Source organism: Sphingobium sp. HDIP04 (assembly GCF_000445085.1).
GTDB classification, from domain to species: Bacteria; Pseudomonadota; Alphaproteobacteria; order Sphingomonadales; family Sphingomonadaceae; genus Sphingobium; species Sphingobium indicum.
Window position 1 is genome coordinate 1 of the sequence record NZ_ATDO01000138.1, and the last position, 5,745, is coordinate 5,745.

A 5,745-nucleotide genomic window follows, 5' to 3' on the forward strand; every position below is an offset into this window, starting at 1 on the left:
CCTGCGGCGGGCCGCCCGGCAGGGAAGCGCGCTTGCGGTCTGGCCGTCGCGCGTGACGCCCGGCACCATGGAGGAGGCGCGTCGGCAGGGCGTGACCGTCGCCCGGGTGGAGGACGGCTTCCTGCGGTCGAAGGGGCTGGGCGCGGCGCTGCATCCGCCCGGATCGGTGGTGATCGACCGGACGGGCATCTATTATGACGCGCGCTCGCCCAGCGACATGGAGGCGCTGCTGGCGAGCTGCGTCTTCACCCCCGCGCTGGAACGGCGGGCGGCGCGCCTGCGGGCGAGGATATGCGCTTCGGGCGTCACCAAATATGGCAGGGAGGGGGGGCGGATGATCGGCCTGCCCCAGGGCCGCCGGACCGTGCTGGCGGTCGGGCAGGTCGAGGACGATCTGTCGGTGGAATATGGCGGCGCGGGGGTGACGGGCAATCTCGACCTGCTGAAGCGCGTGCGCGGGGCCGAGCCGGACGCCCATATCGTCTATCGCCCGCATCCCGACGTGCAGGCGGGCCTGCGCAAGGGGCATCTGAGCGATGCCGCGGTGCTGGAGCAGGCCGACGCCATCGACACCGGGTCGCCGCTGATGGAACTGGTGCAGGCGGTGGACGAGGTCCATGTCCTCTCCTCCCTCACCGGGTTCGAGGCGCTGATGCGCGGGCGGCCGGTGACGGTCCACGGCATGCCCTTCTACGCCGGCTGGGGGCTGACCCGCGACCTGGCGGCGGCCAATGGACGGCGCGGGCGTCGGCTCACCCTGGATCAGCTTGTCGCCGGGGCCTTGATTCTCTATCCACGCTATCTGGACCCGGTCACGCGCTTGCCCTGCGGACCTGAAATCATGGTCGAACGTTTGGCAAGCGGGGCGCCGGCCCCGGTGTCATGGTTGATTCGACTGCGGACTTTACAGGGGAAGTTGCAGAGATTTATGACTTTGTCCGCCGAGTATTTCCATGGTTGACGCCCAGGCCAGAACCTTTCTCTTCCTCCAGGGACCGCATGGCCCCTTTTTCGCCATGCTGGCGGAGGCGCTGAGGGCGCGGGGGCACCGGGCGCTGCGCATCAACATCAATGGCGGCGACAAGGTGGACTGGCCGGGCGAGGGCGCGACCGACTATCGCGGGACGTTCCGCAACTGGCCGATCTTCTTCGACGACCATATCGTCCATCATGGCGTGACGGACCTGATCCTCTATGGCGACTGCCGCCCCTATCATGCCTCCGCCCACAAGATGGCGCGGCTGCGCAACCTGCGCGTCCATGTGGTGGAGGAAGGCTATATCCGCCCCGATTTCCTGACGCTCCAGGAGGATGGGGTGAACGGCAATTCGACCCTGCCGCTCGACCCCGAATGGTATCTGGAGCAGGCCAGGGCGCTGCCGCCGGAGGATAATGGGCGGGAACCGCAAATCCCCTCCACCTTCCGGCAGCGGGCCTTCAACACCGGGCGCAACGGCATGGCGTCGGCGCTGATGCGGCCCGCCTTTCCCTTCTATCGCACGCACCGGCCCAACAGCTTCCTGTGGGAGACGGTCGGCTGGTTCAAGAAGCTGAACCTGCGCAAGGCGGAACGCGGCAAGTCGCGGGAGCAGTGGTCGGCGGTGTGCGACCGGCCCTATTTCGCTCTGCCGCTCCAGCTCGATTCCGACTATCAGATCCGCGTCCATTCGCCCTTCGGCACGATGCGCGCCGCCTTGCGCTTCGTGATCAAGAGCTTCGCCGCCCATGCGCCCGCCAACACCGCCCTGGTGGTGAAGCGCCATCCGCTCGATCCCGGACTGGTCGCCTGGGGCCGGCTGACGCGGCGGCTGGCGGCGCGATATGGCGTCGGGGACCGGGTCTTCTACCTGGCCGACTGGGACATTGCCGAAGTCGTCGACAGGTCGCTGGGCGTGGTGACGGTCAACAGCACGGTGGGCACGCTGGCGCTCAACGCCGGAAAGCCGGTGGTCGTGCTGGGCCATGCGGTCTACAAGGTGCCGGGCGTGGTGCATCGGCGTTCGCTCGACGAATTCTGGTCCGCGCCGGGGGCGCCCGACATGGCGCTCTATTCCGCCTTCCGCCGGGTGCTGATCGACCGTTGCCTGATCCGGGGCGGCCTGCTGAGCGAGGAAGGGCTGCGGATGCTGGTGGACAATGCCGTGGAGCGGCTGACCCGTCCCGCCCCTTCGCGGGCGGAGCCGCGGCTGGTCCATGATCGTCGGCCCGCCCGGGCAGTCCAGCGCTAGGGGCGCGTGCCGCAGCAGGACGATCCGCCCGGCCCGCTGGCGCCTTTGGCCTCCGGCGCGAGTTCGCGCGTCTGGCGCGTGGGCGAGGGGCGCGTGGCCAAGATATTCCACGCCGCCGTGTCGGAGGAGATGATCGCCCGCGAGATGGAGGCGGCGACGCTGGCGGCGGAGGCGGGCCTGCCGGTCGCCCGGCCCCTGCGACGGCTGGACATGGCGGAAGGACGGGCGATCCTCTATCCCGAAGTGACCGGGCCGACGCTGATGCGGCGCATGCGGCTGCGGCCTTTGCAATCGGGGTCATGCCTGCGCGAGATGGCGGCGCTGCACCGGCGGATCCACGGGCAGGCCGCGCCGGGCCTGCGTTCCCTGCGGCAGGTGTTGCGTACGGACATCCTCTATGGCCCGGCGGATCGCGGCTTGCAGGCGGCGGCGGTGGCGCTGCTGGACGGACTGCCGGAGGGCGACCGGCTGCTGCACGGCGATTTTCACATCGGCAATATCCTGCTGTCGCCTTCCGGCATGGTGGCGATCGACTGGTCGAAGGCGGCGCGCGGCGACTTCGTGCCGGATCTGCTGCGGACGGAGATGCTGCTGCGCTTCGGCGAGGGGCCGCAGGATCGACTGACCAACATGGCGCGGGACTGGGCGGCGCGCCATTATGTGGCCAGCTACAGGCGGCTCGCCCCGGCGCTGGAGCATGGCGCGGAATGGCGGGCGGTCGTGGCGCTGGCCTGGCTGCGGGCGCGGGCGCCGGTCAGGCAGGCCGCTTTCCTGGCCTATTTGAACCGGGCGCTGGCGGAGGCGGGCCTGCCCCCCTACAGCGCGATGACCTGATCGGCCAGCCGTTCGACCTCCCCCCGGTCATGGCTGACATAGAGCATCGGCATGGCGAGATCGCGCTTCATCCGCTCGATCACGGTCAGGATTTCCTCGCGCCGGGCCGGGTCGAGCGAGGAGAGCGGCTCGTCCAGCAGCAGGAAGCGGGGGCCGGAGAGCAGCGCCCGGCCGATCGCGACGCGCTGCGCTTCGCCGCCGGACAGGGTGGCGGGCCAGCGGTCGAGCAGATGGCCGATGCCCAGAAAGTCCATGACCGCGTCGAACGGCAGCGGCGCGTCGCCATGGCGGCCATAGAGCAGATTGGCGCGCACGCGCATGTGCGGGAACAGGCGTCCGTCCTGGAAGACATAGCCGGCGCGCCGCCGGGCGGCGGGAATGTCGATGCCCGCGCCGCTGTCGAACAGCGTCTCGCCCGCCACGGCGATCCGGCCGCTGTCGGGCGTCGATATGCCCGCGACCATGTTGAGGATGCTGGTCTTGCCCGCGCCGGAGGGGCCGAAAAGGGCGACGAGGCCCGCGCCCGCCTCTGCCCGCAGGCGGATTTGGCGGTCCGCGATGCGATGGTCGACGGCGATGTCAAAGGACATGGTTGGTCCTTCCGCCGCTCGCCCGGCGGGCCAATGCCTCCGATGCGACCAGCGCCCCCAAGGACAGCAGGATCGAGATGATGGCGAGCCGGGTGACCGCCGATTCGGCGCCCGGCATCTGCAGCGCGGAATAGATGGCGATGGGCAGGGTGCGGGTTTCGCCGGGAACGTCGGAAACGAAGGTGATGGTCGCGCCGAACTCGCCGATGGAGCGGGCGAAGCCGAGCACCAGTCCCGCCACTATGCCCGGCAGCGACAGCGGCAGCGAAATGGTGAGGAAGACGCGCCACCGGCCCGCGCCCAGCGTCTGCGCGGCCTGTTCCAGCCGCCGGTCGATGCCCTCGATCGACAGCCGCATCGCGCGCACCATCAGGGGCATCGCCATGATCGCGGAGGCAAGCGCCGCGCCGGTCCAGCGGAACATGAAGCCGATGCCCAGCATCTGTTCGAACAGCCTGCCGAGCGGGCCGTTCGCGCCGAAGAGGAGCAGAAGCAGCCATCCGGTGACGACCGGCGGCACCACCAGCGGCAGGTGGATGAGCGCGTCGACGATCAGCTTGCCGGGAAAGCGCCAGCGGGCGAGCAGCCAGGCGAAGGCGAAGGCGACCGGCAGCATCAGCCCGACCGCCACCAGGCTGACCCGGAGCGACAGCGCGACGATGCCCCATTCATCGGCAGAGAGGATCATGCCGCCCTCTTTCGGTCAGGATAGGGGAAAACACCAGCCCCCCGTCATATCCCGCTCATCGGCATTGCATCGGTCGAGGCCAGAGGGCAAAGCCGGACGGCCCTTCAAGCCGGAGCATGCGCATGAAAGACCTGATCGCCTTCGACCTCGACGGAACGCTGGCGGAGAGCAAGCAGCCGCTGGGCGAGGCGATGGGCGACGCCCTGGCGCGGCTGTTGCAGGTGGCGCATGTCGCGGTGATCTCCGGCGGGGACTGGCCGCAATTCGACAAGCAGGTGGCGAGCCGCCTGCCGGAACGGGCCGACCGTTCGCGCCTGTGGCTGATGCCCACGACGGGGACCAAGCTCTACACCCATCGCGACGGGCAGTGGACGCCGGTCTATGCTGAACTGTTCGAGGAGGCGCAGAAGCAGGCGATCCTGGCGGCGTTCGACGCCTCGCTGGAGGCGACGGGCTTCGTGCCGGAACAGGTGTGGGGCGAGCGGATCGAGGATCGCGGCAGCCAGATCACCTTTTCCGCGCTGGGCCAGCAGGCGCCGATCCATGCCAAGGAGGTGTGGGATCCCGACTTCGCCAAGCGCAAGGTGATCCAGGCCGACCTGCGCCAGCGCCTGCCGGGGCTGTCGATCAACATGGGCGGGGCGACCTCCATCGACATCACGCGGGAGGGGGTGGACAAGGCCTATGGCCTGAAGAAGCTGCGCGACGCGAGCGGGATCGCGCTGGAAGCGATGATGTTCATCGGCGATGCGATCTTCCCCGGCGGCAACGACTATCCGGCGAAGCAACTGGGGCTGGACACGGTGCGGGTGCGCGATCCGCAGGAGACGCTGGCGGTGATCGACGCGATCGTCGCCTGTCAGAGGTGATGGCGTAAGATTGGACATGCATCATGTTCCTGCGAAGGCAGGAACCCGGTCGTGCCGTTGGAACTGGGCTGTTGCCTTTGCAGGAGCACGAATTTCTCATGATCTGCCGGAGTATCAAGGTCGGCTGAAACCATGGCGCACCAAGATGCTCTGCCCGGCTCGCGATAGCAGGAAGCGGCGGAAGCCTTCCGCCTCCGGGTTCCGGCTCGCGGTCAGGCGGGCGATGGGATAGCGGATCGGCGCATGGCTGCCCGCCGGGAAGACGCCGACCACCACGACCCCCTTCGATGCGCGGGCGTCGGTCGCGTAGACGACGCCCAGCCGCGCCTCGCCCCGTTCCACCAGGGTCAGGGCGGATCGCACATTGCCGCCCAGCGCCAGCCGGTTCGCCACGCTGGGCCACACGCCCAGCGCGCTGAGCGCCGCCTTGCCATATTTGCCCGCGGGCACGCTGTCCGGATTGGCCATGGCCAGCCGGGAGTCGCCCAGCGCCCTGGCGATCGGCATGCCGCGGGCGATCCGAAGCCGCAGCGGGG

General features: G+C 69.3%; 7 protein-coding genes. 4 read left to right on the top strand and 3 right to left on the bottom strand.

Going from position 1 to position 5,745, the window contains the following annotated elements; genetic code table 11:
* The 3 genes from L286_RS45420 to L286_RS45430 all read left to right on the top strand — a co-directional run.
* Positions 1-961 (top strand): beta-3-deoxy-D-manno-oct-2-ulosonic acid transferase (locus tag L286_RS45420; protein ID WP_021224006.1); only part of this gene is annotated, 961 nt, incomplete at its 5' end.
* Complete coding sequence (locus L286_RS45425) at positions 954-2,228, top strand: capsule biosynthesis protein (protein WP_021224007.1); 1,275 nt, start codon at positions 954-956, stop codon at positions 2,226-2,228. The genes L286_RS45420 and L286_RS45425, both read left to right, overlap by 8 nt.
* Before the next feature lie 6 nt (positions 2,229-2,234).
* Positions 2,235-3,062, top strand: coding sequence for a phosphotransferase enzyme family protein (locus tag L286_RS45430; RefSeq protein ID WP_020817696.1), 828 nt, complete (start codon positions 2,235-2,237; stop codon positions 3,060-3,062).
* On the opposite strand, the gene L286_RS45435 is transcribed toward L286_RS45430, so the two are convergent.
* Together L286_RS45435 and modB are read right to left on the bottom strand one after the other, a co-directional pair.
* The gene (locus L286_RS45435; RefSeq protein WP_020817697.1) at positions 3,044-3,652 is read right to left on the bottom strand and encodes an ATP-binding cassette domain-containing protein; all 609 of its coding nucleotides are present in this window, start codon (positions 3,650-3,652) and stop codon (positions 3,044-3,046) included. The two genes, L286_RS45430 and L286_RS45435, sit on opposite strands and share 19 nt — an antisense overlap.
* The gene (gene modB, locus L286_RS45440; RefSeq protein ID WP_020817698.1) at positions 3,642-4,340 is read right to left on the bottom strand and encodes a molybdate ABC transporter permease subunit; all 699 of its coding nucleotides are present in this window, start codon (positions 4,338-4,340) and stop codon (positions 3,642-3,644) included. Before modB ends, L286_RS45435 begins: the two co-directional genes overlap by 11 nt.
* 122 nt (positions 4,341-4,462) lie before the next feature.
* Between modB and L286_RS45445 the strand changes: the two genes are divergently transcribed.
* Positions 4,463-5,209: an HAD-IIB family hydrolase gene (locus L286_RS45445; protein WP_007686254.1), complete on the top strand. Its 747-nt coding sequence runs from the start codon at positions 4,463-4,465 to the stop codon at positions 5,207-5,209.
* A 114-nt stretch (positions 5,210-5,323) separates the two neighbouring features.
* Here L286_RS45445 and modA read toward each other — a convergent pair.
* The coding region (gene modA, locus L286_RS45450; protein ID WP_021224008.1) for a molybdate ABC transporter substrate-binding protein at positions 5,324-5,745 on the bottom strand (422 nt) is incomplete at its 5' end.

Coding starts and splice junctions, on each gene's coding strand:
- L286_RS45445 (WP_007686254.1), top strand. CDS start 4,463: ATGAAAGACCTGATCGCCTTCGACCTCGACGGAACGCTGGCGGAGAGC.
- L286_RS45425 (WP_021224007.1), top strand. CDS start 954: ATGGTTGACGCCCAGGCCAGAACCTTTCTCTTCCTCCAGGGACCGCAT.
- modB (WP_020817698.1), bottom strand. CDS start 4,340: ATGATCCTCTCTGCCGATGAATGGGGCATCGTCGCGCTGTCGCTCCGG.
- L286_RS45435 (WP_020817697.1), bottom strand. CDS start 3,652: ATGTCCTTTGACATCGCCGTCGACCATCGCATCGCGGACCGCCAAATC.